Annotated in this window: 1 protein-coding gene; it reads left to right on the top strand. The window is 68.1% G+C overall.

The genetic code is table 11. From position 1 onward, the window contains the following. Window positions 1-229 precede the first annotated feature (229 nt). Complete coding sequence (locus ACIBTV_RS31395; RefSeq protein ID WP_396710810.1) at window positions 230-1,525, top strand: IS110 family transposase; 1,296 nt, start codon at window positions 230-232, stop codon at window positions 1,523-1,525. Window positions 1,526-1,606: the final 81 nt, after the last annotated feature.

Genomic DNA, 1,606 nt, shown 5'->3' with positions numbered 1-1,606 from the left:
CTGTCAGTTTCTGGGCTCCTTCGGAGCGCCGCGCATGCGGGAAAATCGGGTGTGGTCGCTCGCCGACGTCGGCCGTCTTTGGCCCGGTCCAGGCCGTCTGTCAGTTTGACGCGGGGAGCCCGCCTGAGGGGCTGCGCATTGTTGCCACGAGCACGAGGGTCCGACTCTTTGTTTCCCCCAGGGCTCCCGCGAGCGGCCACGCTCTTGGTCACGGCGTGGGGAGGGTGTGATGCGCGAGATCGCAGAAGAGGAGTTGTTCGTCGAGCGGGTCGCCGCTCTGGATCTGGGTAAGGCGGGGTTGGAGGCGTGCCTGCGGCTGCCACACCCGGACCGGCCGGGACGCCGGCTGCAGGAGGTCCGCTCGTATGCCACGACCACGGCCCGTCTGCTGGAGCTGGCTGATTGGTTGCGCTGCAACCAGGTCACCGTGGTGGTGATGGAGTCCACCAGCGACTACTGGAAGGGCGTGTACTACCTGCTGGAGGCCGAGGGGTTCGACTGCCAGCTGGCCAACGCCCGGGAGGTCAAGAACGTGCCGGGCCGGGCCAAGACCGACAAGGCCGACGCGGTGTGGCTGGCCAAGATCGCCGAACGCGGCATGTTCCGGCCATCGCTGGTGCACCCGGAACCGATCCGCCGGCTACGCGACTTCACCCGCTACCGGCGCTCGCTGATCCGCGACCGCACCAGAGAGCGGCAGCGGGTGGAGAAACTTCTCGAGGACGCGCAGATCAAGCTCAGCTCGGTGATCAGTGACCTGTTCGGGGTGTCCGGGCGGGCGATGCTGGACGCCCTGGCCGCCGGCCAACGCGACCCGGCCGCGCTGGCCGACCTGGCGCGGGCCTCGATGCGCGGCAAGATCGCCGTGTTGCGGGAGGCCCTCACCGGGTTCTTCACCGACCACCACGCGATGCTGCTGACGATGATGCTGGACAACATCGACCGGCTCACCGCCCAGGTCACGGTCCTCGAACAGCGGATCGAGGAGCTGGTCGCCCCTTTCTGCCATCAGGTGGAGCAGCTCACGACGATTCCGTGCGTGGGCCGCTTCACCGCCGCGGAACTGATCGCTGAACTCGGCGTGGACATGACCCGGTTCCCGACCGCCGGTCATCTGGTGTCCTGGGCCAAGTTCTGCCCGAACACCCACGAGTCGGCCGGCAAGACCAAGCCCAAGGGCCGCATCAAGGGCAACCCGTGGCTGGCGGCCAGCATCGGCAACACGATCGGAGCGCTCACCCGAACCCCGACGTTCCTGGGCGCCCGATACCGGCGCGTCGCCCGCCGCCGCGGCAAGGGCAAAGCCATGGTCGCCGCCGGGAACTCCCTGCTGACCAGCGTCTACCACCTGCTGTCCGACCCCACAACGACCTACCACGACCTCGGCCCCTACCACCACGACACCCTGATCAACCGGGACCGGAGAGCCCGCCACCTCGCCGCCGCCCTCGAAGCCGTCACCGGCCAGACCATCCTTATCCGCGATGGCCGAGCCCAGATCATCGACAGCCAGCAAGCCGCCTGACATCAACAACCATCAACCCGGCTCCGCTACGCTGCGCCGGGTGCTGCCGCCTGCCCACTCACTGATCGATTTTCGGGTCAG

This window comes from Micromonospora sp. NPDC049366 (assembly GCF_044466625.1).
Classification (GTDB): Bacteria; Actinomycetota; Actinomycetes; order Mycobacteriales; family Micromonosporaceae; genus Micromonospora.
This window is presented reverse-complemented; position numbering and strand designations above follow the sequence as displayed.